This is a genomic window from Streptomyces sp. NBC_00328 (assembly GCF_036139655.1).
In the GTDB taxonomy this organism is placed as follows: Bacteria; Actinomycetota; Actinomycetes; order Streptomycetales; family Streptomycetaceae; genus Streptomyces.
The window spans coordinates 2,206,923-2,233,576 of sequence record NZ_CP108013.1 but is presented as its reverse complement, the minus strand read 5'-3'; the positions used below and the strand labels follow the sequence as shown (position 1 = coordinate 2,233,576).

Annotated in this window: 16 protein-coding genes; 9 read left to right on the top strand and 7 right to left on the bottom strand. The window is 71.9% G+C overall.

Translation table 11 applies throughout. The features are described 5' to 3' along the window. Positions 1–119: 119 nt before the first annotated feature. The 3 genes from OG485_RS09685 (at position 120) to OG485_RS09675 (ending at position 7,534) form a co-directional block, all read left to right on the top strand. A complete protein-coding gene (locus tag OG485_RS09685; protein ID WP_328666742.1) occupies positions 120–1,637 on the top strand; it encodes a hypothetical protein in 1,518 nt (505 codons plus the stop codon). A gap of 316 nt (positions 1,638–1,953) precedes the next feature. After that, on the top strand, positions 1,954–2,832 hold the full coding sequence (locus OG485_RS09680) for a hypothetical protein (RefSeq protein ID WP_328666740.1): 879 nt from the start codon (positions 1,954–1,956) through the stop codon (positions 2,830–2,832). A gap of 67 nt (positions 2,833–2,899) precedes the next feature. Continuing rightward, a complete protein-coding gene (locus OG485_RS09675; RefSeq protein WP_328666738.1) occupies positions 2,900–7,534 on the top strand; it encodes a hypothetical protein in 4,635 nt (1,544 codons plus the stop codon). Between the two features lie 206 nt (positions 7,535–7,740). Here the strand turns inward: OG485_RS09675 and OG485_RS09670 are convergent, their stop codons facing one another. After that, positions 7,741–8,376, bottom strand: coding sequence for a hypothetical protein (locus OG485_RS09670; RefSeq protein WP_328666736.1), 636 nt, complete (start codon positions 8,374–8,376; stop codon positions 7,741–7,743). Positions 8,377–8,800: 424 nt separating this feature from the next. On the opposite strand from OG485_RS09670, the gene OG485_RS09665 reads away from it, so the two are divergent. Genes OG485_RS09665 through OG485_RS09645 form a run of 5 tightly spaced genes read left to right on the top strand, consistent with a single transcriptional unit; the run spans position 8,801 to position 16,858 of the window. Then, positions 8,801–11,764, top strand: a complete 2,964-nt coding sequence (locus OG485_RS09665) for a nitrate- and nitrite sensing domain-containing protein (RefSeq protein WP_328674293.1) — start codon at positions 8,801–8,803, stop codon at positions 11,762–11,764. After that, entirely contained in the window at positions 11,761–12,201 is a 441-nt protein-coding gene (locus OG485_RS09660; protein ID WP_326789002.1) for a roadblock/LC7 domain-containing protein, read from the top strand. Before OG485_RS09665 ends, OG485_RS09660 begins: the two co-directional genes overlap by 4 nt. A 9-nt stretch (positions 12,202–12,210) precedes the next feature. Continuing rightward, positions 12,211–12,606: a DUF742 domain-containing protein gene (locus tag OG485_RS09655; protein WP_328666732.1), complete on the top strand. Its 396-nt coding sequence runs from the start codon at positions 12,211–12,213 to the stop codon at positions 12,604–12,606. A gap of 24 nt (positions 12,607–12,630) precedes the next feature. After that, the gene (locus OG485_RS09650) at positions 12,631–16,272 is read left to right on the top strand and encodes a hydantoinase B/oxoprolinase family protein (RefSeq protein WP_328666730.1); all 3,642 of its coding nucleotides are present in this window, start codon (positions 12,631–12,633) and stop codon (positions 16,270–16,272) included. Further along, positions 16,253–16,858: a GTP-binding protein gene (locus OG485_RS09645; protein ID WP_328666728.1), complete on the top strand. Its 606-nt coding sequence runs from the start codon at positions 16,253–16,255 to the stop codon at positions 16,856–16,858. Before OG485_RS09650 ends, OG485_RS09645 begins: the two co-directional genes overlap by 20 nt. 126 nt (positions 16,859–16,984) lie before the next feature. Here the strand turns inward: OG485_RS09645 and glpK are convergent, their stop codons facing one another. The 5 genes from glpK to OG485_RS09620 form a co-directional block, all read right to left on the bottom strand. After that, positions 16,985–18,505: a glycerol kinase GlpK gene (glpK, locus tag OG485_RS09640; protein ID WP_328666726.1), complete on the bottom strand. Its 1,521-nt coding sequence runs from the start codon at positions 18,503–18,505 to the stop codon at positions 16,985–16,987. 75 nt (positions 18,506–18,580) lie between these two features. Next, complete coding sequence (locus tag OG485_RS09635; protein WP_328666724.1) at positions 18,581–19,321, bottom strand: MIP/aquaporin family protein; 741 nt, start codon at positions 19,319–19,321, stop codon at positions 18,581–18,583. A 488-nt stretch (positions 19,322–19,809) separates the two neighbouring features. Continuing rightward, positions 19,810–21,453, bottom strand: a complete 1,644-nt coding sequence (locus OG485_RS09630) for a GGDEF domain-containing protein (RefSeq protein WP_328666722.1) — start codon at positions 21,451–21,453, stop codon at positions 19,810–19,812. A gap of 244 nt (positions 21,454–21,697) precedes the next feature. Then, a complete protein-coding gene (locus OG485_RS09625; protein WP_328666720.1) occupies positions 21,698–22,888 on the bottom strand; it encodes a lipid-transfer protein in 1,191 nt (396 codons plus the stop codon). Between the two features lie 28 nt (positions 22,889–22,916). Then, positions 22,917–23,363: a Zn-ribbon domain-containing OB-fold protein gene (locus OG485_RS09620; RefSeq protein ID WP_328666718.1), complete on the bottom strand. Its 447-nt coding sequence runs from the start codon at positions 23,361–23,363 to the stop codon at positions 22,917–22,919. 242 nt (positions 23,364–23,605) lie between these two features. Between OG485_RS09620 and OG485_RS09615 the strand changes: the two genes are divergently transcribed. Next, positions 23,606–24,142, top strand: a complete 537-nt coding sequence (locus OG485_RS09615; RefSeq protein ID WP_328666716.1) for an NUDIX domain-containing protein — start codon at positions 23,606–23,608, stop codon at positions 24,140–24,142. Positions 24,143–24,145: 3 nt separating this feature from the next. Here the strand turns inward: OG485_RS09615 and OG485_RS09610 are convergent, their stop codons facing one another. Continuing rightward, a complete protein-coding gene (locus OG485_RS09610; protein ID WP_328666714.1) occupies positions 24,146–26,521 on the bottom strand; it encodes a glycoside hydrolase family 31 protein in 2,376 nt (791 codons plus the stop codon). Between the last annotated feature and the right edge of the window lie 133 nt (positions 26,522–26,654).

Sequence of the window (26,654 nt, the reverse complement as noted above, 5' to 3'; positions counted from 1 at the left end):
GTCCGTGTGTCCGGCCGTGCCCACGGCGACCGGGTCGGCCGGTTCGTGGTCCGGCGGGGACGGCGGTCGCTTCTGCGCCGTTTCGACCGTTGTCGGACCGAGGACCTAGTCTGTGCAGCGTGACATCGCCTGCATCGACGGACAGCGTTCCGCCCCAGCTCAGCGCGGCGCGGCGCCCGGCGCCGGGCCCGGCCGCCGACGAGGGCCTGGCGCGGCGGCTGCGCGCGCTCGCCTGCACCGCGCCGCTGCACGACCTGGACATGCGCAAGGCGAATCTCGCGGGCGAGTACACGGTGTACGGCATGGCCGAGGTCGCCCTCGCCGCCATCGATCTCGTCACACTCAACATGGACTTCGACACGGGCGCCGACCACGACCAGATAGTGGCCAGGCTCATCCCGCGTATCGCCGCCCAGGCTCCCGGGCGACCGGTCGCCGAGCACGAGCGCGTGGCCCGCTGGGTCCTGGAGAACCTGATCAACGTCGGCAGTGTCGACCGGGGTTTCCGGGCCGTGTACGGCACCTTCGCACCCGACGGCACCTATGTGCGCCGCGACTACGACTTCAAGCTGATCGAGGAAGTGCCGGGCTACGGGGGCAGCGTCTACCTCCGTACGACCGACGAAGCGGTCAACGTCCTCGTCGGCGCCCTCGACACCGATGTCACCAGCGCGCAGATCGCCGCAGAGGTCAAGCTGGAGGTCCTGATCAGCCGCGGCCGGCTGGCCGACGCGCAGCTCGCCGCCGAGCAGGCCCGCTACCGGACCGTGCAGTACGCGGAAACGCTGCGCAAGGCCCTCGACGCCACCCGGCGCAACGTCCGGGCCGTCGACTGGCTCCAGGCCGTGCCCGACATGATCGCCGAGGCCCTGGACCACGTGGCCGACCGGTACCGCCACGAGAACGCGATCCTCACCAACATCCGCAAGGCCCGTGACGAGTCCGAGGACCCCGAGCAGAAGCGGCGCGCGGCCGAGCTCGTCGACATAGTCAAGGACTGCATCCGCCGGCACACCCAGCTCCAGTCCCGCCTGCTCGAAGCCGGCCCGCTGTTCCGCGCCGAGCAGGACCGGCAGGCCTTCGGCACCCCCATGACCACCTCGGGGATCGACCTCTACGGCCATCTCGTCGCGCCGGTGCTGCCCCTGCCGGTGGAGCGGGCGCTGCGCGTCACCGACGCCTTCTTCAAGCGCGGGACGGGCCTGCGCACCCCCGTCGCCGTACGGGTCGCGGATCTCGTCGACATCCTGCTGACGCCGCCGCTGGAGCGAGAGCACCTCGGCGCGGAGATGCCCGAGCCCGACCTGATCGCCACACCGGACGACAGCCGCTTCAGCGAGGAGCAGCTCGCCTCCGCCAAGGAACTGCTGAACCTGCCGCCCGACGCGCCCCGCCGACTGTCCGGACTGCTCGCGGAGGCCCGCCGCCGCGATCCCGAGCTGCCCTACCTGGTGGCCCTCCTGGCCGTGCACGCCGCGAGTCCGCCGGTCGGCACCGCCTACCGGCAGGGCGAGGAGCGCCTGCTGTTCGCCGTGGACGACGGGACCGAGCTGGACGACCCGGAGTTCGGCGGGGCCGATCTGATCGTGGGCATGGCGCTGCTCGACGCGGCCGGGATGAAGGCGGACCGGGCATGAACCATCCACCGCGAGAGCACGCGCACCCCGGGACACCCCGGACCCCCGCGGGCGGGCACGGCGGGACACCCCGGACCTCCGCAGGGACGTACCCCGGGACATCCTGGACCCCAGCCGGCGGGCACCGCGGGACACCCCGGACCCCCGCGGGCGGGCACGGCGGGACACCCCGGACCCCCGCCACCGGCCGCACCGCTCCGGTGACGGCGCACGCCGGTCCTGCGGAGCCGGGCGCCTCCGGTCCGCGAGCCCCGCACGGGGCACCCGCCCGCACCCCCGCACGTACCCTCGTACTTTCGACCAAGGAGTCCCAGCCGTGACCGAGCACGTCGAGTGGAGTGAACCGGAGGCCACCGCCGCACCGGCGAACGCCCCCGTCACCCCTGCCGACGCCGCCGACGCGGCGCGGCTCGTCGCCTTCGGGCTCCAGCCCAAACTCCAGCCCGCGCGCGATCAGGAGTACACCGAGCTGCTGCGCCGCTACCGCGAGGACCCGCCCTTCGCGCGGCTCGCCGACGCGGTCGCCGCCGGTCTCGGCCTCGTCGTCCTCGAGGTGTCCCCGCGCGCGGGGATGGCGGTGACCGCGGCCGAGGACTCGGTCTTCGCCGTCCGCATGGGCGACTACGCGCGTCGCGCCTCGACCGACTCCGGGGACCGGTTCCTGCACGGACTCGCCCACCTCGCCGTGGCCGCCCTGGCCTTCCCGCGCCCCGAGGACCTCGCCGACGACGGATACATCGGGCGCGTCTCGGTCAACGGCGTCGACGCGTTCGTACGACAGGCCTGCCGGCGCCTGGAGGAGCGGGCCGAGGAGACCGGCGAGAACACCGACCCGGCGACCGACGCGCCCGGACTGGAGGCGGCCTGGCGGATCTGGGCACGGCGCAGCTCCACCGGCGCCACCAAGGACGCGCGAAGACTGGCCGGCTCGACGACGGGCATCATCGCCAAGGCCGTCGCCTTCCTCACCGACTCCGGGTTCCTCCAGCGCACCGGCGACGAATCCGGCGGGACCTACCGGACGACGGCCCGCTATCAGCTCCAGGTCCGCGACATGGCGGGCAGCGCGGCCATGGCCGAACTGCTGGAACTGGGCATCGTCCCGGTGACGGACGGCACGGCGAGCCTGCTGCCCGCCGAGGACACCGACGACCTGGAGCTCGTGGCCGGAGCCGGACTTCCGTTCCACTCCTGACGTCCGCCCGCCCTCTCCGGCTCCCCCTCCACGACCTCCCCCCTTTCGACTACGAGAGTCCGCCGCCATGTACGAGCTGTCCCGGGTCCGCCTCTACTCCATCGGGCCCGCCGGTGCGCGTTACGCCGACACCGTGCTGGACCTGCGCGGAGTCGGCGAGCCCGTGCCCGACCCCGCGCCCACCCAGGCGGAGTTCTTCGCGGAGGAGCCGGTCGGCCCGCCGCGCCGGCCCGCGCCCGCCGGTGTGCTCTTCCTGGAGAACGGCGGCGGCAAGTCGGTGCTGCTCAAGCTGATCTTCTCGGTCATGCTCCCGGGCCACCGCAACACCCTGGGCGGCGCCAGCTCCGGCGTGCTGCGCAAGTTCCTGCTCGCCGACGACTGCGGACACGTCGCGCTGGAGTGGCAGCACACGCTGACCGGTGAGTGCGTGGTGGTCGGCAAGGCGAGCGAGTGGCGGGGGCGGCAGGTCTCGAACGACCCGCGGAAGTTCGCCGAAGCCTGGTACTCGTTCCGGCCGGGACCGGGGCTCAGTCTGGACAACCTGCCCGTCGCCGAAGCCACTTCGGTACGGCCGCCCGTCGAGGGCGCCTCCGGAGCGCAGGGGCGACGGCGCACCATGAAGGGCTTCCGCGACGCGATCACCGAGGCCGGCAAGGCCTACCCGCACCTGGAGGTGCACTGGGAGGAGATCCACGACCGCTGGAACGAGCACCTCGGCGACCTGGGCCTGGACCCCGAACTCTTCCGTTACCAGCGGGAGATGAACGCCGACGAGGGCGAGGCCGCCGGCCTCTTCGCGGTCAAGAAGGACTCCGACTTCACCGATCTGCTGCTGCGCGCCGTCACCGACACCCGCGACACCGACGGGCTCGCCGACCTCGTCGGCGGTTTCGGCAACAAGCTGGGGCGCAGGGCCGAGCTCATCGCCGAGCGCGACTTCACCGCCGGTTCAGTGGATCTGCTCGGCCGGATCGTCGACGCCGCCGGGTCAAGGGCACGCGCGCGTGACATCCACACCGGCGCCGAGCGGCGGACCAGGACCCTGGCACGCCGGCTGTCCGCGCGGGCCGTGCGGGAGCGCGTGCGCGCCGGTGAGCTCGCCCAGCGCGTGACCGCCGCCGCGTACGGTGTCACCCACGCCGAGGGTGCCCGTGAGCGCAGCGCCCTGATCGCCGCCGAACTCGCCTACCGTCACGCCTCGCTGGCCCTCGCCGGCGCGGAGAAGTCGGCCGCCGCACAGAAGCGCGAGCTCGCCGACGCGCGGACCCTGCACGCGGCCTGGCAGGCCGCCGAGGCCGTGCTGCGCCACCGTGCCGCCGCCGACCGTTCCACCCGCGTCGCCGACGCGATCCGCGAGGCCGAACGGGACGCCGCTCCCGCGCTCGCGGCCCGTGCCACGGCCGCCGTCGATCTCGTCCGCGCGCTGCACCGGGCCGCCGAGGGCGCCGAGGCGCTCGCCAACGAGGAGGAGGAGCGGTCCGCGGGCCTCCAGGAGGCCGGCGAGACGGCCCACGCCGACGCGACGGCCGCCGCCACCGCCGCGCAGCGCGCCCGCAGCGAGGTCGGGCATCTGCGCCAGCGGCTGTCCGAGGTCGAGCAGGAGACCACCGAGGCGGTCCGGGCCGGCTGGCTCGACGACAGCGCCCCCGACGCCGACCCGGCCAGGGCCGCCCTCGCCGCCAGCGACGCGGAGAAGAACGCCGTCGCCGCCTGGGACACCGCGCGCGAGGCCTCGCGGCGCGCCGCCGACCAGGCGCGGGAAGCGGCGTCCGCCGAGTCCCGCGCCGAGCTGACGGCCGCCCGCGCGGCGGACGCGGCGACGGCCGCGGAGCGGTCGCACGAAGCGGAGCGGCGCACGGCCGAGGCCCTGGCCCAGGAGGAACGGCTCGCGGAGCTGCTCAGCCTGCCGGGCACCGCCCCCCGACTCGGCGCTCCCCAGCCGGGCCGTGACGCGGACTCCGACGGCCCGGTCGGCTCGCCGGCCGGTCCGCCGCTGGCTGCCGAAGAATTGGACCGGTGCGCCGACGAACTCCGCGGGCTTCTCGACGAGACGGTCGCCTCTGCCGAACGGCAGCTCTTCGAGTTGCGCACCGCCGCGGCCGACGACGCCCGGATTCTCGGGGCGCTCGGCGACGGGGGGCTGCTGCCGCCCGGCCCCGACGTCCTCGCCGCCGTCGAGTACCTCGGCGAGCACGGCATCCCCGCGCTGCCCGGGTGGCGCTACCTCGCCCAGGCCGTCGACCCCGTCGACCACGCGCGCGTCCTGGCCGCCCGGCCCGAACTCGTCGACGGTGTGATCATCACCGACCCGGACACCCATGCACGGGCCCGCGAGGTCCTCGGCGACGCGGCGCTGCTGCCCCGCTCGACGGTCGCCGTCGGCACGGCCGCCGCCCTGCTCGCCCCGACCCCGGCCGCCGACGCGGACGACGGCGGCGTCTTCCTCGTACCGCCGAACCCGGCCATGCACGACGAGCACGCCGCCGACGAGGAGCGCCAGGCCCTGCGGGCCCGGACGGGCCTGCGGGACGAAGAGATCCGCACGCTCGCCGCTCGCCTAGGCAAGGACCGGGAGCTGGCCGCGCGCCTCGCGTCCTGGCGCACCGGCTGTCCCGCCGGGCGGCTCGCCGAGCTGGCCGCGACCGCCCGCGACGCGCGCGCGTTCGCGGAAGAGAGCGAGGCCGAGCTGGCCGAGGCCCGCACCGTCCGGGCGGAGACCGACGAGACGGCGGCCGAAGCGGCCCACGTACGCGACGAGCGGCAGGAGGCCGCGCAGAAGGCCCGGCGTGCCGCCGACGCGCTCGCCGGACTCGCCTTCCGGCTGCGTGAACGCGCCGGATGGCAGGTCAAGGTCCGCGAACTCGCCGACGAGGCGGCGGAGTCGGAGGCCCGCGCCCAGGTATGCCTGGAGCGCGCCCGCGCCGCCGACGAGGACCGCCGCGCCACTCAGCGTGCCGCCGACGACGCCCGCCGCACGGCCCGCGCGCTGCGCGCCGAACGCGCGGAGATCGCCGGGGCCCCCGACGAGGTGACACACGAAGGGACGGCCGCGGCCAAGGCCTCGCTGCCCGCTCTGCGCGAGGCCTACCGGGCCGCGTCGCAGCTCTACGAGAAGGTCGGCGTGGGCGCCGACCTGCGGGCCGAGCAGGCACGGGCCGAGAGCGACGAGAGCGCGGCCCTCGCGGAGCTGAACCGGCTCAGCAACAAGGTCCGCACCCGCGCCGGGCAGCTCCTGGAGTCACCGGACGGCTCGGACGGCCCCTCCCGTCAGGCCGCCGTGGCACGGGCCGAGGAACTGGTGCAGCTCCTGGAGACCCGGATGTCGACCGCGAGCGAACAGCTCGGACGGCTGCGCGGCGAGGCGGAGCGGCACGCCCCCGAGGAGGGGGAGGCCCACACCGAACTGGCTGAGGAACTGGTTCCGGTCGACGCCGAGCAGGCCCAGGCCCTCCTGCGCACCGCCACGACCGAACTCGCCTCCCGCACCGAGGCGTTGAACCAAGCCCGCGAGGCGCACGCGGAGTTCCTCGACGCACACCGGTCCGCCGAGGACGGGGCCGGCGGCTTCGACGAGACGGCCGCACTGCTCAGGGACCTGCTCCGCGAACACGTCGACGAGGAGCAGGACGAGCCCGAGCCCTATCCGGGCACGCTCGAAGAGGCACGGAACTCCGCCGCCGAGAGCCGCCGCTCGCTGCGCGGCTGCGCCGCCGACCTGACCACGGCCGAGGCCGCCGTCCGCGAGGCCTGCGACATCCTCGTGCGCCACGCCAACTCCACCCGCTACGAGCAGGTACGCACCCCCGCCCGGCAGCAGATCCGCGAGCTGCCCGCCTCCTCCCTGCCCGAGCACGCACAGAAGTGGTCGGACGCGTTCGCGCCCAGGCTGCGTGTGCTGACCGACGAACTGGCGCAGCTGGAGCGCAACCGGGACTCGATCGTGGACCGGCTGCGCGGGCTCGTCGAGTCCTCCCTCGCCACCCTTCGGTCCGCCCAGCGGCTGTCCAGACTGCCGGAGGGACTGGGGGAGTGGTCCGGACAGGAGTTCCTGCGCATCCGCTTCGAGGAACCCGACCAGGCCACCCTCACCGAGCGGCTCGGCGAGGTCGTGGACGAAGCCACCCGCGCGGCGGTCAAGAAGAACTCCGACATGCGGCGCGACGGCATGTCGCTGCTGCTGCGCGGAGTCGGCGCCGCGCTCCAGCCCAAGGGCGTCGCCGTCGAGATCCTCAAGCCGGACGCCGTGCTGCGCGCCGAACGCGTTCCCGTCGGACAGATGGGCGACGTGTTCTCCGGTGGCCAGCTCCTCACCGCTGCCATCGCCCTGTACTGCACGATGGCAGCGCTGCGCAGCAACGACCGCGGCCGTGACAAGCACCGGCACGCCGGCACCCTGTTCCTCGACAACCCCATCGGGCGCGCCAACGCGACGTATCTCCTGGAGCTCCAGCGGGCCGTCTCGGATGCGCTCGGCGTCCAACTCCTCTACACCACCGGCCTGTTCGACACGACCGCGCTCGCCGAGTTCCCCCTTGTCATCCGGTTGCGCAATGACGCCGACCTTCGCGCCGGGCTGAAGTACATCAGCGTGGAGGAACATCTGCGGCCGGGACTGCCACGCGAGGCCCCCGCCGGGGAAACGGTGCACACCGAGATCACCGCGACAAGGATGTTCAAGCGACCGGCGCCGGTCACCCCGTAGGGACGGAGCCGTGGGACGGGGTGGGTGGGGGAATCGCGTGCCGTCGGCCACCGGCCGTCGGCGACGCGGTTCCCCGCACTCTTCCTCATGGTGTGCTCGTCCACCCCGGCTGCTTCCTCCCGGCACGGCCGCCGGAGTGAAACTGTCCGGCGGCCGCTCCCCGCACGCGTGAGTCGTGATAACCGATGTCGGTGGCTGCCGCTCCGCTACGAGTGCGACAGCTGTCCGGCCCCGCCCCGCCTGCGTATCCGCTCCTGCGCCCGCGCGGTGATCCGTGCCTGACGCCTGGCCTTGCGGCGCTCGCGTCGGAGCGCCCGCGCCGTGCTGCTCGGTACCGACACCACGCCGTTCCGCTGGTTCCACACCTGCCGCGTCACCCAGACGTCAAGGGCGGCCCAGGTGGCGACGACCGTACTGGCCACGCTGCTGAGAACCATCGGGAAAGCCAGCCAGGACTCCGCCATCGTGCACAGGAACGCCACCACGGCCTGTATCAGCGTGACCGCGATGACGAGCACCGCACGCACGGCGGACGTACGCACCGGATCGGGCAACCGGCGCTTGCGCGCGGGCTCCTCGATCCACAACGGCCGGTAGTACGCCCGGTCTTCGTGGTCCTCGTATCCCTTCGTGGCAGCGGCCTTCTCCTCGGCTCGGCCGCCCCTGTCGGAGGCCGTGTCCTGGAGGTCCGCCGTGCCGGGCCCGTCCGCCGCCGACCGCGCGTCCGGACTGCCTTGCCCCGCTGCCGGAATGCCGTCATCCGGTGACCGGGTGGCCAGTTGTGCCGCCTTCCGTGTCGCAACCTCTGCAGCGGGTGACCCGCTCCGCTCCGCCGTGCCCATCAACTTGTCACTCCCCACCGCCCAGCAGTTCTCTCGCACGGGTGTCTCGCGACCCCCGCCCCCCAGTGGCTGCCCGGCTTGCGTCCTTTTACGCCGACTGAGCGCGGCATGCGGCACCTGTGGCCGATTCCGCCCCCAATTCCCGTACAGACAGACGAACGGCCTGCCCCGAAGATTCCCGCCGAGCGAAGAATTTCGGCCAACTGACAAAGTTCCCCGATCCGATGGGATCCGGCCCCAACTGCCATATCCAGGGGAGCAATCTCCCCCAATGAACGGACAACTCCCCATGTCTCGTTCCCCGTCGAGCCGGAATCACCCTCCGGACGCTCTTCGAGTCGGCTCCGTGTCAGTAGTAGGCTCACGCCGTTTGTTGACGCACATGTGTACCCCCGGCCTGGAGGGGGTCGAGCTGGGGGAGGCCATGCGCTTTCGCGGGAAGTCCATCCGCCGGAAGATTGTGGCGCTGCTCCTCGTGCCGCTGGTGTCGCTGGCCGCGATCTGGGCTTTCGCCACCCTGCTCACGGGTCGTGAGGCCAGCCAACTCTTCAGCGTTTCCGAAGTCGTGAAGAAGATCGGCTACCCGACCGAGGACACCGTCAGGGTTCTCCAGCGGGAACGCCGGCAAACGCTCGTCTACTTGGCCGATCCCCGCGCGTCCGACGGGCTCGCGGCGCTCAAGCGCAGCCGTGGTGCCACGGACCGCGTCCTGGCGAAGGTCCGCAGGAACGCCAAGGACAAGAGTGTGAGCCAGGAACTCGGCGGGGGCACCGCGGAGCGCCTCACCTCTCTCCTGGACGCCGTCGACGGGATCTCCTCGCTGCGCAGCGGCATCGAGGACGGCACCTTCGACCGCGTCCAGGCCCTCGGCCTCTACGACCGTCTCATCGATCCCTGCTACGTGCTGCTGGCCAACCTGCACGTGGTCGACGACGTGGAACTGGACAAGGAGAGCCGCGCCCTCGTCAATGTGTCCCGCGCCCGCGAACTGCTCTCCCGTGAGGACGCCCTTCTCGGTTCCGCACTGGTCGCCGGTCACATCACCCGGGACGAACTCCGCGAAGTCTCCGACCTCGTGGCCCAGCGCACGCTGCTGTACGACATCAGCCTGCCGCTCCTTCCCGCCGCGGACCGGGCCCGCTTCGAGCGCTACTGGGGCAACGCCGGCACCGGGCCGCTGCGCGCGGCCGAACAGACGGTCGCCGCTTCCACGGACGGCTCGCCGAGCGGCGTCACGGCGAAGAGCTGGGACGGCGCGGCCGGGCACGTGCTCGCCGAGCTCGGTGAACTCGAGGACCGGGCGGGCGACCACTACCGGGACCGCGTCAGGCCCGTGGCCCTGGGCGTCATCCTCCAGGCCGTCGGCGCCGGCGTGGTCGGACTGATCGCCCTGCTGATCTCTCTCGTCATGTCCGTCCGCATCGGCCGGAGCCTCATCCGCGACCTGCGACGCCTGCGCATGGAAGCCCACGAGGCGTCCGGTGTACGGCTTCCCAGCGTCATGCGCCGGCTCTCAGCGGGTGAGCAGGTCGACGTCGAGACCGAAGTGCCGCGCCTGGAGTACGACAGGAACGAGATGGGTGAGGTCGGCCAGGCCCTCAACACCCTTCAGCGCGCAGCCGTCGAGGCGGCCGTCAAGCAGTCCGAACTGCGTGAGGGTGTCTCCGAGGTCTTCGTCAATCTCGCGCGCCGCAGCCAGGTGCTGCTCCACAAGCAGCTCACCCTCCTCGACACCATGGAACGCAGGACCGAGGACACCGACGAACTCGCCGACCTGTTCCGCCTCGACCACCTGACCACCCGCATGCGCCGCCACGCCGAGGGACTCGTCATCCTGTCCGGCGCGGCGCCGTCCCGGCAGTGGCGCAAGCCCGTCCAGCTCATGGACATCGTCCGCGCCGCCGTCGCCGAGGTGGAGGACTACGAACGCGTCGAGGTGCGCCGACTGCCGCGCGTCGCCGTCACGGGTCCCGCCGTCGCCGACGTCACCCATCTCGTGGCCGAGCTGCTGGAGAACGCGACGGTGTTCTCGCCGCCGCACACGGCCGTCCACGTCGTCGGTGAACGCGTCGCCAACGGCTTCACCCTGGAGATCCACGACCGCGGCCTCGGCATGACCGCCGAGGCGCTGCTCGACGCCAACCTGCGGCTCGCCGAGACCCCCGAGTTCGAACTCTCCGACACCGACCGGCTCGGCCTCTTCGTGGTCAGCAGGCTCGCCCAGCGGCAGAACGTCCGCGTCTCGCTCCAGCCTTCCCCGTACGGCGGCACCACCGCGGTCGTCTTCATGCCGGACGCACTGCTCACCGACGACGTCCCGGACACCAACGGCATCGGATTCCGCCTCGACCGCACCCTGCCCGCCAAGGAGCGCAAGACCCAGGAGCGGGCCGGCGCGGTACTCACCGAGTCGTCGGCGCGTCTGCCCGGTCTGCCCGCCTCGGTCCTCGACGGCCCCGTCGAGCTGGACGCGCCCGTCGACCTGGACACGCTCACCGGATTCCCCGGCGCACTCGGCGACGACGACAGCGAACGCGGCGGACTGTTCCGGCCGCGGCGCTCCATCACCGGGGTTCCCGCAGGGCGGCACCAGCAGACCGGCGACGGCGACGAGCCCGCCGGCCCGGGGGACGACGACCGTCCGGACGGCGCTCCAGTCCCACTGCCTCGACGCGGGACCCCCAAACTCGTCAGCTCCCACGGCCGTCCGGTCACGACGACCAGATCCTGGCGCGACCAGTCGGACGAGGGCACGGCCCAGGACTTCGAAACGCGGCGGGACCCGGGCGAGAACGCGGATCACCGGGAACACCGTGTGCCCGAACTCGAAGGCACGAAGCCACTGCCCAAGCGGCGCGGCGAGCGGTCCGCCGCCTCGGTCCGGCGCGGCGGTGAACGCTCCGGTGCCCCCGGGACACGCGGAGCCATCGGCGCACCCGGCAGACCCGCTCTCCACGAGGCCCCCGAACCTCCAGGAACTCCCGGTCTCCGAGAGGGCACCGACCGTCCTGACGCGCCTGGCCGCCACGACGCCCCGGCTCTGCCCCGGCGCACTCGTACCACGGCGTCCGCCGCGAGCCCGGAGGAAACGACTTTGCGCCGCGACACCGCGGCGGGGCAGGCGGAAGCGGGTACGGCCCCGCTTCCCCGGCGTGTCCGGCAGGCGAACCTGGCCCCGCAGCTGAAGGACGGACCGGCACGGCTCGCCGAACGCGGCAAGGGCCGCGACGGCACGGGCCCGGACCCCGCCGAACGGGACGCCGAAGAAGTACGCAGCCGTATGGCCTCGCTCCAGCGTGGCTGGCAGCGCGGCCGCGAAGAGAACGCCGAGGGCGACCAGGCCCAGGACGGCTCAGCACGAGGAACGACAAAGGGGGATGGTCGATGACCGCACCGAAGGCCGCAGGGCCCACCGAGACCAGCAATGTGTCCGGTGAGCTGAACTGGCTGCTCGACGAACTGGTGGACCGTGTCGCCAGTATCAACAAGGCGATCGTGCTCTCCGGCGACGGCCTTCCCACCGGGGCCTCGAAGGACCTCACCCGGGAGGACAGCGAACACCTGGCCGCCGTCGCCTCCGGCTTCCACAGCCTCGCCAAGGGCGTCGGCCGGCACTTCGAGGCGGGCAGCGTCCGCCAGACCGTCGTCGAACTCGACGAGGCCTTCCTGTTCGTCACGGCCGCCGGCGACGGCAGCTGCCTCGCCGTCCTCTCGGACGCCGACTCCGACGTTGGCCAGGTCGCGTACGAGATGACGCTGCTCGTCAAGCGAGTCGGCGTACATCTGGCCTCCAGCCCGCGCACCGATCTGCCCTCGGGCGGGTAGTGGGATGACATGAGCGGAGACGGTCAGGGAAGACGCCACTGGTTCGACGACGAGGCGGGACCGGTGGTCCGCCCGTACGCCATGACCCGCGGCCGCACCACCAGCGCGGCCCAGCACCGCCTCGATCTGATCGCGCTGGTGGTCACGGAACAGCACGCCGAGGACCCCGAGGCGGACCACACGCTGTCCCCGGAACACGTGGACATCGTCGAACTCTGCCGTGGTGTCCCCCAGTCGGTCGCCGAACTCGCGGCGGAACTCGATCTGCCCATCGGAGTGGTGCGGGTCCTGATCGGCGACCTGGTGGATGACGAAATGGTCCATGTGACACGTCCCGTTCCCCCTGCCGAACTGCCGGACGAGAGTATTCTGCGCGACGTGATCAGCGGCCTCCGGGCGCTCTGAGCTCGGCGGAAACGGGGAACAGACGTGACAGGCTGGCAGTTCTGGATCGACCGGGGCGGGACCTTCACGGACATCGTCGCGCGGTGCCCCGACGGCCGGCTGCTCACGCACAAACTGCTGTCCGACAATCCGGACCGCTACGCCGACGCGGCCGTCGCGGGCGTCCGTGAACTCCTCGGCGGCGAAGAGGACGACGCGGGCGCCCGGGTCGACGCCGTCCGCATGGGCACCACCGTCGCGACCAACGCTCTCCTGGAACGCAAGGGGGAGCGCACCCTCCTCGTCACCACCCGGGGCTTTCGCGACGCCCTGCGCATCGCCTACCAGAACCGCCCGGCCATCTTCGCCCGCGCGATCGAACTCCCCGAACTGCTCCACGAACGCGTGATCGAGGTCGACGAACGGATCGCCGCCGACGGCACCGTCCTTCGTGCCCCCGACCTGGACGCCCTCGCCGCATCCCTCCAGGAGGCGTACGACGACGGCATCCGCGCGGTCGCCGTGGTCTGCATGCACAGCCATCTCCACCCCGACCACGAACAGGCCGTGGGCGAGCTGGCGACACGTGTCGGCTTCCCGCAGGTCTCCCTCTCCAGCGAGGTCAGCCCGCTGATGAAGCTGGTGCCGCGCGGTGACACTGCCGTCGTCGATGCCTACCTGTCGCCCGTGCTGCGCCGCTACGTCCAGCAGGTCGCCGCGGAACTCCGGGGCGTACGGCTGATGTTCATGCAGTCCAACGGAGGCCTCGCCGAGGCCGGACAGTTCCGCGGCAAGGACGCCATCCTGTCGGGCCCCGCGGGCGGCATCGTCGGCATGGCCCGGATGTCGCAGCTCGCCGGCTACGACCGCGTCATCGGCTTCGACATGGGGGGAACGTCCACGGACGTCTCCCACTTCGCCGGAGACTACGAACGGACCTACACCACCCGGATCGCGGGGGTCCGGCTGCGCGCCCCCATGCTCGACATCCACACGGTCGCCGCGGGCGGCGGATCGGTGCTCCACTTCGACGGCTCCCGCTACCGCGTGGGCCCCGACTCGGCCGGAGCCGCCCCCGGACCCGCCTGCTACCGCAACGGCGGTCCGCTGACGGTCACCGACGCCAACGTCGCCCTCGGCCGCGTCCAGCCCGCACACTTCCCGAAGGTGTTCGGCCCCGGCGGGGACCAGCCCCTCGACGACACTCTCGTCCGGGACCGGTTCACCGCCCTCGCGCGGGAGATCCACGACAGAACCGGCGACGCCCGCACCCCCGAGCAGGTCGCCGAGGGCTACCTGCAGATCGCCGTGGCCAACATCGCCAACGCCGTCAAGCGGATCTCCGTACAGAAGGGCCACGACGTCACCCGCTACGCGCTCACCACGTTCGGTGGCGCCGGCGGCCAGCACGCGTGCATGGTCGCCGACTCGCTCGGCATCCGCACCGTCCTGGTCCCGCCCATGGCAGGCGTCCTGTCCGCCCTCGGTATCGGACTCGCCGACACCACGGCCATGCGCGAACAGTCCGTCGAAGCACGCCTCGAACCGTCCTCGATGCCCGGCATCCTCAAAACCGCCGACGATCTGGAAAACGCCACCCGCGCCGAACTCCTCGCCGAGGACGTCCCCGAACACCGCATCCGGATCACCCGTCGGGCCCAGCTCCGTTATGACGGCACGGACACGGCACTGACCGTCGAGCTCACCGAACCCGACACCATGACCCACGCCTTCGAAGAACGTCATCGCGCCACCTACTCCTTCACCCTCGACCGTCCGGTCGTCGTCGAAGCCCTCTCCGTGGAAGCCACCGGTCTCACCGAACCCCCCGACCTCTCCGCCCTCGCACCGCGCGAAGCCGGACCCGCGTCCCGCCCGGCCACCGCGCCGACCGTCCGACTCCACACCGACGGCTCCTGGCGCGAAGTGCCCCTGCACCGCCGCGAGGAACTCCCGCCCGGTGAGACCGTGGACGGACCCGCGATCATCGCCGAGGCAGGCACGACAACCGTCGTCGACGACGGCTGGCGGGCCGCGACGACCGACGACGGGCATCTGGTCATGGAACGCGCGACGGTCACGGAGAGTTCCGATCTCGGCACGCAAGCGGATCCCGTTCTGCTCGAGGTCTTCAACAACCTCTTCATGTCCATCGCCGAACAAATGGGCGCCCGACTCGAATCGACCGCCCAGTCCGTCAACATCAAGGAGCGCCTGGACTTCTCCTGCGCCCTGTTCGACCCCGACGGCAACCTGGTGGCCAACGCCCCTCACATCCCTGTCCACCTGGGCTCCATGGGCACGAGCGTGCAGGAGGTCGTCCGGCGGCGCGGCGACACCATGCGGCCCGGCGACACCTACGCCGTCAACGACCCCTACCACGGCGGCACCCACCTTCCCGATGTCACCGTGATCACCCCGGTCTTCGGCACGGAGAGTGAGCGGATCCTGTTCTACGTCGCCTCGCGCGGCCACCACGCCGAGATCGGCGGTATCGCCCCGGGCTCCATGCCGGCGAACAGCCGGACCATCGACGAGGAGGGCATCCTCTTCGACAACTGGCTGCTCGCCGAGAACGGACAGTTCCGGGAGGCGGAGACACTGGCCCTGCTCACCGCGCCGCCTCACCCGTCGCGCAACCCGAAGACGAACCTCGCCGACCTGCGCGCCCAGATCGCCGCCAACCGGAAAGGCGTCGACGAAGTCGGCCGCATGATCGAGGACTTCGGGCTCGACGTCGTCCAGGCGTACATGAGGCACGTCCAGGACAACGCGGAGGAAGCGGTGCGCCGCGTCATCGACACGCTCGAGGGCGGAGAGTGCGCCTACGAGACTGACTCCGGGGCGGTCATCCGGGTCCGTGTCTGCGTGGACCGCGCGGCACGCTCGGCCACCGTCGACTTCACGGGCACGTCCGCACAGCTCGCCACCAACTTCAACGCACCCTTCGCCGTCGTCAACGCCGCGGTCCTGTACGTCTTCCGCACCCTGGTGGACGACGACATCCCGCTCAACGACGGCTGTCTGCGCCCCCTGCGCATCGTGGTGCCGCCGGGGTCGATGCTCGCCCCCGAGCCCCCGGCCGCCGTCGTCGCCGGCAACGTGGAGACGTCCCAGGCGATCACCGGCGCCCTCTACGCGGCCCTGGGCGTGCAGGCCGAGGGCTCCGGCACCATGAACAACGTCACCTTCGGCAACGAGCGCCACCAGTACTACGAGACCGTGGCCTCCGGCTCGGGCGCGGGTGACGGCTTCCCCGGCGCTCCCGTCGTGCAGACCCATATGACCAACTCGCGGCTCACCGACCCCGAGGTCCTCGAGTGGCGACTGCCCGTCAGGCTCGACGAGTTCGCGATTCGACACGGCAGCGGCGGCCCCGGACACTGGCGGGGCGGCGACGGCGCCGTACGACGTATCCGTTTCCTGGAGCCGATGACCGTCTCGACGCTCTCACAGCACCGCAGGGTGCCGCCGTACGGCATGGCGGGCGGCGGGCCCGGTGCTCTCGGCGTCAACCGGGTCGAGCGCGCCGACGGCACCGTCACGGAACTCGGCGGAAGCGATGCGGCGGACGTCGGACCCGGAGACGTACTCGTCATCGAAACCCCCGGCGGCGGGGGCTACGGCCCACCGTCGCACGACCCCCACACAGCAGGAGAAGAGATCGATGATCTTCGGGCGTTCTGAGCGCGGCAAACCTCCGGTCGAGCCCGTCACGCTCAAGATCCTTGTCGCGGGCGGCTTCGGCGTGGGCAAGACGACCCTCGTCGGCGCGGTCAGCGAGATCAGGCCGCTGCGCACCGAGGAAGTCCTCACCGAGGCGGGCCGGCCCATCGACGACATCAGCGGTGTGGAGGGCAAGCACACCACGACCGTCGCCATGGACTTCGGCCGGATCACGCTCCGCGAGGACCTGGTGCTCTATCTGTTCGGGACCCCCGGACAGGACCGTTTCTGGTTCCTCTGGGACGAGCTCGCCACCGGTGCCCTGGGCGCCGTCGTGCTGGCCGACACCCGCCGCCTGGAGGACTGTTTCGCCGCGGTCGACTACTTCGAGCGGCGCTCCATTCCTTTCGTGGTCGGAGTCAACTGCTTCGATGCCGCGTCCCGTTACCCCGCGGACGCCGTCCGCCAGGCCCTCGACCTCGACCCCGATGTGCCCGTCGTCCTGTGCGACGCGCGGGACCGCGAGTCGGTCAAGGAGGTCCTCATCCGCGTCGTCCAGCACGCCATGGCGCAGGCGGCCGCCGCCCGTGAGGCCGTCACGACCTGACGCACGCACGGTCCCGCGGCCGTCACGTCGCATGGGTGCGGCCCGTACCCCCGCCGACCGGGGTACGGGCCGCGGTCATGTACGCGCGCGTGCCTCACCCGAGCCGCGCGCGCGTGGGCGCCGAGGTCATTCGACGGTGTCGTCGTGCCAGCCGAAGCTCTTCTCCACCGCCTTGCGCCAGTTGTCGTACTCGCTGTCGCGCACCGAGGCCTCCATGGACGGCGTCCATTCGACGTCCTTCTGCCAGTGCGACTTCAGTTCGTCGAGGTCGTTCCACACCCCGGTCGCGAGCCCCGCCGCGTACGCGGCACCCAGACAGGTCGTCTCGGAGACCTTCGGACGGATCACCGGCACGCCGAGGACATCCGCCTGATGCTGCATCAGCAGATGGTTCTTGGTCATGCCGCCGTCCACCTTCAGGGTGGTGATCCGTACCCCGGAGTCCTGGTACATGGCGTCCACGACCTCACGCGTCTGCCAGCTCGTGGCCTCCAGGACCGCCCGTGCGAGATGCGCCTTCGTGACGTACCGCGTGAGCCCGGTGACGACACCGCGCGCGTCCGAGCGCCAGTAGGGGGCGAACAGGCCCGAGAAGGCGGGCACGATGTACGCGCCGCCGTTGTCCTCGACGCTCGCCGCCAGTGTCTCGATCTCGTCGGCGGAACGGATGATGCCCAACTGGTCCCGGAACCACTGGACCAGGGCGCCCGTGATCGCGATCGACCCTTCGAGGCAGTAGACCGGGGCCTCGGTGCCGATCTTGTACCCCATGGTGGTCAGCAGTCCGTTCTTCGACGGAACGGGCCTGTTGCCGGTGTTCAACAGCAGGAAGCTGCCCGTGCCGTAGGTGTTCTTGGCCGTGCCGACCTCGTAGCAGGCCTGGCCGAAGACCGCCGCCTGCTGGTCGCCCAGCGCCGACGCGACCGGCACACCGCCGAGTTGGCCCACGGCTGTCCCGTACACCTCGGCGGAGGACCTGATCTCGGGGAGCACCGCCTCCGGGATGTTCATCGCGGACAGGATGGACGGGTCCCACTGGAGAGTGTCCAGGTTCATCAGCATGGTGCGCCCGGCGTTGGTCACGTCCGTGACGTGCCGCCCGCCGTCGGTGCCGCCGGTGAGGTTCCAGATGAGCCACGAGTCGATGGTGCCGAAGGCGATCTCACCGTGCTCGGCGCGGGCGCGCAGGCCCGGGACGTTGTCGAGCAGCCAGGCCGCCTTGGGCCCGGAGAAGTAGCTCGCCAGCGGGAGTCCGGTCTGCTCGCGGAAGCGGTCCTGGCCGTCCGGGCCGCCCAGTTCGTTGCACAGAGCCGACGTGCGGGTGTCCTGCCAGACGATGGCGTTGTGGACGGGTTTGCCCGTGGCCCGGTCCCACAGAACCGTCGTCTCGCGCTGGTTGGTGATGCCGAGCGCGCTGAGCTGGTCGGGGCGCAGTCCGGCCTTGGCGAGCGCTCCGGCGACCACGGCCTGCACCTTGGACCAGATCTCGGTGGCGTCGTGCTCCACCCAGCCCGGTTTGGGGAAGATCTGGCGGTGTTCGCGCTGGTCGACGGCGACGATCGCGCCGCCGTGGTCGAAGATGATGCAGCGGCTGGAGGTGGTGCCCTGGTCGATCGCGGCGACGTACTTCTCGGATGTGTCCGTCATGTCGTCCCCTTACGTGTTCTTCGTCAGGAGGCTGCTGTCTCGTCAGGAGGCCGCACTTCGGGTGGTGGCGATACGTCAGAAGGCCACGTTGTAGATCCCGGCGCCGACGGCGGCACCCGCGATCGGGCCGACCACCGGGATCCAGGAATATCTCCACTCCGAAGTGCCCTTGTTGGGGATAGGCAGGAGCGTGTGGGCGAGGCGCGGCCCCAGGTCGCGGGCCGGGTTGATGGCGTACCCGGTGGGGCCGCCCAACGAGAGACCGATGCCGACGACGAGGAAGGAGATGAGCAGGACCGGCAGACCCGCGGCGCCGATGCCGGCGACGTGCTTGCCGCCGCCGACGAGTCCGAGAATGGGAAGCATCAGGGCGGCGGTGGCGATGATCTCGGTGATCAGGTTCTGTACCGGATTGTCGATCTCGGGACGCGTCGAGAAGATTCCCAGCGTCTCGATGGCCTTGTCGTCCTCGGCGTTGAGGTTGAACTGTCCGAGGTAGAGCAGCCAGCACAGGACCGCGCCGATGACGGCGCCGGCGAACTGGCCGAGGATGTAGAAGGGCACGTCCGACCACTTCGTGGAACCCTCGATCGCGAACCCGATGGTGACCGCCGGGTTGATCTGCCCTCCCGACAGCGGCGCCGAGGTGTAGGCACCGGCCAGAACGCCGAAGCCCCAGCCGAAGGCGATGACGATCCAGCCCGCTCCCTGGGCCTTCGATCTGTTCAGGGTGACAGCGGCGCACACACCCGCGCCGAAGAGAATCAGAATCGCTGTGCCGATCAACTCGCCGACAAAGATGTCTCCGTTGCTCATGGCGGCTCCTGGACTCTCGCCCGGAACGATCCGCTCCGGGTCACCGTGCAGAGTGCGTTCCCATGGCTGCTTCAGCCGAAGGCAGGGAGTTCCCGCGCCCCGCCCGGCGTCCGTGACGAGCGTGCCGTCGCTGTGGAATCGCCCGTGGGTAACCACCCTGGGCTCGGGTCGGAACCCGAGCGGTGCGGTGCCTGATGGCGCCCGATTGCGGCGATGCCGACGACACCCGGAAGTGTTCACCGGCGCCCAGGGGGCGTCAAGGTCGTGGACCGCACCGGTTGGAGGCGCGAAATGGACGTGCCGCGGAGGGGTGCCGGCGCCGTACGAGTGGACCATTTCCGGCCAGACGGCCAGACGGCCAGACGGCCAGACGGCCATGTGATCGGTCGTTAGGGAGCCGGATGATCAGGCTGTCGAGTGATCGGACAGTCGGGCCGTCAGGTGATCGGATGATCGACCGGTCGGGCGGGGCGAGGTGCTCGGTCGGTTCAGCCGGTCAGCGTCTGCCCGTACGACTCCGTCGGACCGGCCCCGGTGCCGCGCCGGATCTCATGCCCGGGCAGCCCCGCCCGCCCCAGCACCCAGCTCGCCCCGTCCAGAGCCTTGGCGGCCTGCTTGAGGGGCGCCAGAGAGGTGGCCGCCTGCCGGTGGTCGATCACGCTGCCGGGCGCGCACAGCACCGTGGCCAGTGACAGTGTGACCGCGCGGCCGCCCGCGGACCAGGGTGTGTCGAGCACCGACGCGGCCAGCGGGTCGAGGGTGTCGGGGTCGGCGAGGACCAGGAAGTCGTCGCCGCCGATGTGGCCGACCAACGTCGCCTCGGACGCCGAGTGCTGGAGCATCCGGCCCACCGCCCGGATCAGCTCGTCGCCGGCCGCGAACCCCGCTCCGTCGTTGACCTGCTTGAAATGGTCGATGTCCAGCCAGCTCAGCGCGAACATCCGGCCGTCCGCGATCCGCCGGTCCACCTCCCCGGTGATCGTGTCCGAACCAGGCAGCCGGGTCAGCGGGTTGAGCCCCGCCGCCTCCTCGACCCGGCTCTCCGACAGCGCCCGTACGAGGTCCGCCAGGCGTACGACGCCCACGCACCGCCCGTACCGGTCGACGACCGCGACATCGTCGGACGTGCGCTCCCGGTCCCCGTCCGCGACGACGTCGAGCACTTCCCAGGCCGTGGCGTCGACGCCGACCGTACGTGGCGCGTCACCCAGTTTGGCGGCGGGCCGGTCGGCGTACAGGGCGTGCCCGTAGCGCCCGGACATCGACAGCAGGAAGCGTGACCGGTGCACCGAGCGGACCGGTATCCCGAACGGATCCACGAGCAGCACACCGGACACCTCGGGCGACCCGGTGAGCAGGGCTCTGACCTCTCCGGCCGACGCGGTGGCCGGCAGCAGCGCGGCCGGGCGGACGAACTGCCCCACGGACGGCCCGGACCGGGGTACGCCGCGGACGGCGGGCGACAGCGCCGGAACGTATACGTCCGCCGAGGGCAGCCGGGCGGGCGGGGCGAACAGATCGCCCTGCGCGAGCTGTGCGCCCGCCGACACCGCGGCGGCGCACTGCAGTTCCGTCTCGACGCCTTCGACGGACAGCAGCGCGCCGAGCTGTTCGCACAGTGTCCGCATCGCCCGGACCGCCGCGGGCCGCGACAGCAAAGACACGTCGAGCTTCATCAGCTCCGGGGCGAGATCCGTGAGCAGGCGCAGCGGTATGTCGCCGTCGCCGATCCCGTCCGCGCAGATCCGGAAGCCCTCGCCGCGCACGGCGGCCACCGCCTCCAGCAGGGCGTGCTGCGGCACGTGCGTGTACGGCGGGACGATGTCGACGGTGATCTCCCAGGGAAGCCGCCCGGCCTGCCGTACCTCGTTGCGCAGCGCGGAGAGCCGGCCGAGGTCGGCCAGGGTTCCGGCGAACACGTTGACGTGCAGGGGGAGCAGTGTCTCCCTGCGGGCGGCGGCCCGGATGGCCAACGCGGCCAGCCGGCCGTCCAGTTCGGGCTCGCGGCGGGCTCGCGCCAGGATGTCGCCGGACTCCGGACGGGCGAGCGTCTCCAGCGCCGCGACCCCTCCGGTCGTCAGATTGACGACCGGTTGGAAGGCGAAACGGACCATATCCGTCCAGGAGGTCACAGCAGCATGGTCCCGCCGACGGCGTACGCCGGTGGGCGATTCACGAGGTGTTCACGCAGGATTCCGGGGTCGTCACAGTAGGTGTGGAGGAGGCTCCGGGCGCGCCGCGCGCATCGCTCCCGGAGTGACACGCGCGCGGTGCGGCCCGTGTCGGACAAGACGCTCGGAACATCCCAGGGAGCAGCCGACCGTGGGCCGGCCAGGTCCTCCGGATCCCCCCGGTGGGGTGAGGGCCGCCGCGTGGCTACCGAACCGCCACGACCGAAGAGCCGTGGCCGAACAGCCCCTGGTTCGCGGTGATCCCCACCCGTGCCCCGGCGACCTGCCGGTCACCCGCACCGTCGCGCAACTGCCAGGTCAGCTCGCACACCTGGGCGATGGCCTGCGCCGGAACGGCCTCTCCGAAGGAGGCGAGACCGCCGCTGACGTTCACCGGTATGCGTCCGCCGAGTGCCGTGGCGCCTTCCCGCAGGAGTTTGGCGGCCTCGCCCTCCCCGCAGAGCCCGAGGTCCTCGTACCACTGCAGTTCCAGCGCGGTCGACAGGTCGTAGACCTCCGCGAACGAGAGATCCTCGGGGCCGATACCCGCCTCCTCGTAAGCCGCTCGGGCGATGGACGCCCGGAAGGTTCCGGCCGCGGGCTCGACGGTGGCCGCCGAGTCCGTGGCGATGTCCGGCAGATCCAGGACGGTGTTCGGGTAGTGCGGCGACACGGTCGACACCGCGCGGATCCGCACCGGGTCGGCGACCCCGTGTCGGTGTGCGAACTCCATGCCGGCCAGCACGACGGCGGCGCCGCCGTCCGAGGTCGCGCAGATGTCGAGCAGTCGCAGTGGATCGGCGACCACGGCCGACGCGGCGACCTCCTCGGCCGTGACCGGCTTGCGGTAGCGGGCGTTGGGGTTGAGCGCGCCCAGGGCCGCGTTCTTCACCTTCACCTGGGCGAAATCCTCCGGGGTGTCGCCGTACAGAGCCATCCGGCGGCGCGCGTACAGCCCGAAGTACGTCGGATTCGTCGCCCCGAGGACACGGAAGCGCAGCCAGTCCGGATCGTCCGGCCGGTCCCCGCCGGCGGGGCGGAAGAACCCCTTGGGCGCCGCGTCCGCGCCCACCACGAGGACCACCTCGGCGAGGCCGGAGAGTATCTGGGCGCGTGCTGTGCCGAGCGCCTGAGCCCCGGAGGCGCAGGCCGCGTACACACTCGCCACGCGTGCTCCCTGCCACCCCAGGGCCTTCGCGAACGTCGCCCCCGCCACATACCCCGGATAGCCTCCGCGCACGGTGGACGCGCCCACGACCGAGTCGACGTCCCGCCAGCCGATCCCCGCGTCGGTCAGTGCCGCGTGCGCCGCGGCGACCCCGTACTCGACGAAACGGCGACCCCACTTGCCCCACGGGTGCATCCCCACACCCAGCACCGCCACATCACCGGTCACGCCGTCACCCCCGTCCGCCCCGAGTCCTTCATGCCGTCACCTCTGCAGGCCGCCAGTGCCACGTCGTCCAGGTCGTCTTCTCGTCCTCGTGCAGCACACCGGGGACGACCTCCACCTCCATGCCCACCGTCAGATCGGCGACGGTGATCCCGGGAACCGCCTGGCCGAGCACCACGAGGCGCTCGGATTCCAGTTCCACGGCGATCAACGCGTAGGGCTCCCACTCGAGTTCCGGATCGGTGACATACGGTGACGGAGGCCGGTACCGGCTGTCCGTGTAGGACCAGACGCGTCCTCGGGGGGACAGGGGCACCTCCGCCAGTTCGCCGCCCGCGCACCCCGGATTGCGGCAGAAGGCATCCTCGCGTGGGAAGAACACCGAGGCACACACCGAGCACCGTGTGCCGAGCAGGCGGAAGTCGTTCCCTTCCCCGGTGAACCACCCGGCGACGACGGGTGTGCGTGTGGGCGACACGGTCCCTCCAGGACACTCGATCTGACGGAACGTCAGAAGTGTGCCACGAGGGGAGGCGATTGGGCAGGGCGTCCGCACGGACCGACGGGTGCCTGCGGACGCCGGAGCACCAGCCGCAGCGGGCCGTGGCGCGGGGTGTACCTTCGGCCGCCTCATCCGCCCCGACCGAGCCGTTCCACCTCGGGCGCCTCATCGGGTCCAACCTGAAGACGTCGGTCCGGTGATGGACTACAGTCCGCGGCGTGTCCGAAACCCCGCACCCACCTGCCGACTTCGCGCCCGATTCGCACTGCTCGAGCTGCGGCGCCCCCTACGGAGAGGGCATCTCCGGCTGGCCCCGCACCTGCGCCGCCTGCGGCACGGTCGCCTACCGCAATCCGCTGCCGGTCGCGGTGGCCCTGCAGCCCGTCTACGACGACCGGGGCGCCGCCCTGGTCGTCATCACCCGGACCATCGCCCCCGCGCGCGGGGGTGTGGCCCTGCCCGGAGGATTCATCGACCACCGGGAGGACTGGCGGCAGGCCGTCGTGCGCGAGCTCAAGGAGGAGACGGGCATCGACGCGGCGAGCAGGGAAGTGCGGCTCGCCGACGCGATGAGCTCTCCGGCGGGCCATCTGCTGCTCTTCGGGCTCCTCCCGGAACGCCCCGCCGCCGAACTTCCGCGGTCCGCCGCCACCGACGAGACCGAAGGCTGGCATCTGCTGCGCCGGCCCGCCGAACTCGCCTTCCCGCTCCACACCCTGGCGGCCCGTGCCTGGTTCGACGGGCGGTACATCTGAGGGTCAGGGACGGGGTCCCCCCAGTCCCCGCACCCGCACGGGGTACGCCGGCGCGCTCAGGCCCCCATCGCCGCCGGCCCGCCGCACCACCACCTCGTCCTCCTGCCAGCGGGACACATGGCGTTGGGCCTCCGGTTCCTCCCACCCGTCGCCCGAGTCCGGCACGAGGAGACCGCTTCCGCCGCTTCCCCGCGGGGGCGCCCACGCCTCCAGCTCCAGACCGCCGTCGGCACCGCGTACGGGCAGGACGGCACCGGCCCGCGCGAGCACCGGAATCCGCGACATGGGGGCGTCGACCACCACCTGAGCGGGTCCCTCGTACGCCTCCTCGGTGACCGTGTCGTACCAGCGCCCGCGCGGCAGCTGCACCGTCCTCCGGAGCGCACCCGGGTCCAGCACCGGCGCCACCAGGAGGCTGTCGCCGAGCAAGAAGGCGTCCTCGCAGTCGCGCAGCGCCCGGTCCTCGGGACTGCCCCACCACAACGGCCGGACGTAGGGAGCGCCCGTGCGGCGCGCCATGTGCGCCAGTGTCATGAAGTACGGGAGCAGCCGCCGCCGTTCGACGAGCGCCACGCGCGCGTGCTCCAGCACCTCGTCACCGAACTCCCAGGGCTCCCTGCGCCCGGCCCGCAGGCTCGCGTGCGTGCGGAACAGCGGGAGGTACGCCCCGAGCTGGAACCACCGCAGATAGAGCTCGGGCGACGGGCTGCCGTCGAAACCGCCCACATCGGGTCCCGAGTAGGGCACCCCGCACAGGCCGAGCCCCAGCACCAGGGACAACGACGCCCGCAGCCCCGGCCAGCCCGTGGCCACGTCCCCGGACCACGTTCCCGCGTAGCGCTGCAGTCCGGCCCAGCCGGAACGCGAGAACAGGAACGGCCGCTCCTGGGGCGCGAGTTCACGCAGGCCCTCGTAGGCGGCCCGGGCCATGCCCAGCGCGTACACGTTGTGCGCCTCGCGGTGGTCACCCCCGCGGCCCTCCAGGGCGTGCCGCGCCGAACGCGGCAGCGTCGGCTCCCCGAACGCCGTGAACGACGTCGGCTCGTTCATGCCGTGCCAGAACCCCGCGAACCCCTGGGCGAGCCGCTCCTCGTAGAGACCGCCCCACCACGCGCGCGCCCGCGCGTCCGTGAAGTCCGGGTAGACGGCCTCCCCGGGCCATACGACGCCCCGCACGAGCCGCCCCGAGGAGTCCCGGACGAAGGCGTCCTCGGCGAGGCCGCTGTCGTACACGGCGTTGCCCGGCTCCGCCTTGACCGCCGGGTCGATGACGGACACCAGCCGGATTCCGTCGCGCCGCAGCTCCTCGGCGAGCACGGGAAGCTTCGGGAACCTGTCGCGGTCGACGGTGAACACCTGGTGGGCGTCGTAGTGGTCGATGTCCAGGTGTACGGCGTCCAGCGGCAGGCCCCGCTCCTGGTAGCCCGCGACGATCCTCCGTACCTCCTGCTCGCTGCCGAAGCCCCACCGCGCGTGCTGGTGACCGAGCGCCCACGCGGGCGGCAGAGCCGCGGCACCGGTCAGCGACGCCCAGGAGTGCAGCACGCGCGCGGGAGTCCCCACCATCATCCAGCAGCGCAGCGGTCCGCCGTCCATGCGCAGCTCGCACGATCCGGCCCGGTCGTGCCCCGAACCGGCGCCTTCCTTGCCCTCGCGAAGGATCACCGTGCCGTCCCAGGTCGTGTCGTGGAACACGAGATGCGTGCCCGCGTCGGCCACGACCATCTGCACAGGCATCGTGAGGTACAGCGGATCGTCGCCCGGCCCGAAGGCCTGTCCCGGATCCGTGTTCCACAACCGGTACGTCCCCTCGCGCAGCCGGAGCCCCGCGGCCCGGCCGCCCAGACCGAAGAACCGTGCGTCGGCCGCCACTTCGGAACGCTGCATCCAGCGGGCGGTGCCGCCGTCGACGGGTTCCCACCACCGGGGCGGCAGATCCCGGCGCAGGACCACACCACCGGGCGTGAGGACCTGGACCGCGCCGTGCCGTGAGACCGCTACCGTGACCCGCTCGGCCACGACGCGCCAGCCGCCGTCCTTGTCCGGCTCCAGAACGGCCCGCGGGTCGGGTTCCGGGGAGCGGCCCGCGAGGGCGTACGACGGCTCCGGCGCGACCGCGTCCCAGCCCCAGAAGACCGCCCCGCCCACCGTGACGGTGATCCGCAGTTCCGATCGGGTGAAGCGGACGACGCCGCCACCGGGGCCCGGCTCCACACCGAGCACCGGCCCCGGTACCCGTGCGCGCTCGGCCCCCCGCTGCGGCAACCCGGCGGCGTCGGCACGCCTCCTCCGCCACGCGGCTCGTACCGTGAGCAACCCCTGAGTGGTACCCCCCGAGCCGACCGCTTTCACCGAACGCACCAGGTCACGACCGTCCATGCTGCTCACCCTGCCACTACCGTCGCCCGTTGAGTGAGCCGTTCAACTGTCGTTCACCTGTTGTCACGCCACATCTTCATGTCGCCGACTATGTGCGGTGTGCCCTGGTAAAGAAGTCGATCACATGGCATCG

Excerpts from the sequence above, each read along its gene's own strand:
- OG485_RS09675 (WP_328666738.1), top strand. The coding sequence starts at position 2,900 with ATGTACGAGCTGTCCCGGGTCCGCCTCTACTCCATCGGGCCCGCCGGT.
- OG485_RS09670 (WP_328666736.1), bottom strand. The coding sequence starts at position 8,376 with ATGGGCACGGCGGAGCGGAGCGGGTCACCCGCTGCAGAGGTTGCGACA.
- OG485_RS09665 (WP_328674293.1), top strand. The coding sequence starts at position 8,801 with ATGCGCTTTCGCGGGAAGTCCATCCGCCGGAAGATTGTGGCGCTGCTC.
- OG485_RS09660 (WP_326789002.1), top strand. The coding sequence starts at position 11,761 with ATGACCGCACCGAAGGCCGCAGGGCCCACCGAGACCAGCAATGTGTCC.
- OG485_RS09655 (WP_328666732.1), top strand. The coding sequence starts at position 12,211 with ATGAGCGGAGACGGTCAGGGAAGACGCCACTGGTTCGACGACGAGGCG.
- OG485_RS09645 (WP_328666728.1), top strand. The coding sequence starts at position 16,253 with ATGATCTTCGGGCGTTCTGAGCGCGGCAAACCTCCGGTCGAGCCCGTC.
- glpK (WP_328666726.1), bottom strand. The coding sequence starts at position 18,505 with ATGACGGACACATCCGAGAAGTACGTCGCCGCGATCGACCAGGGCACC.
- OG485_RS09635 (WP_328666724.1), bottom strand. The coding sequence starts at position 19,321 with ATGAGCAACGGAGACATCTTTGTCGGCGAGTTGATCGGCACAGCGATT.
- OG485_RS09610 (WP_328666714.1), bottom strand. The coding sequence starts at position 26,521 with ATGGACGGTCGTGACCTGGTGCGTTCGGTGAAAGCGGTCGGCTCGGGG.